Annotated in this window: 1 rRNA gene; it reads left to right on the top strand. The window is 55.5% G+C overall.

The window, feature by feature from the left end:
- A 23S ribosomal RNA gene (locus EK386_RS20795) occupies window positions 1-519 on the top strand; the annotation flags it as partial.

Genomic DNA, 519 nt, shown 5'->3' with positions numbered 1-519 from the left:
TTGAAATACCACCCTTTAATGTTTGATGTTCTAACGTGGGCCCCTTACCGGGGTTGCGGACAGTGTCTGGTGGGTAGTTTGACTGGGGCGGTCTCCTCCTAAAGAGTAACGGAGGAGCACGAAGGTTGGCTAATCCTGGTCGGACATCAGGAGGTTAGTGCAATGGCATAAGCCAGCTTGACTGCGAGCGTGACGGCGCGAGCAGGTGCGAAAGCAGGTCATAGTGATCCGGTGGTTCTGAATGGAAGGGCCATCGCTCAACGGATAAAAGGTACTCCGGGGATAACAGGCTGATACCGCCCAAGAGTTCATATCGACGGCGGTGTTTGGCACCTCGATGTCGGCTCATCACATCCTGGGGCTGAAGTAGGTCCCAAGGGTATGGCTGTTCGCCATTTAAAGTGGTACGCGAGCTGGGTTTAGAACGTCGTGAGACAGTTCGGTCCCTATCTGCCGTGGGCGCTGGAGAATTGAGGGGGGCTGCTCCTAGTACGAGAGGACCGGAGTGGACGCATCACT

The organism is Lysinibacillus antri (genome assembly GCF_003977595.1).
Classification (GTDB): Bacteria; Bacillota; Bacilli; order Bacillales_A; family Planococcaceae; genus Ureibacillus; species Ureibacillus antri.
The sequence above is the reverse complement of the archived record's forward strand: the minus strand, read 5'-3'. Positions and strand labels throughout refer to the sequence as shown.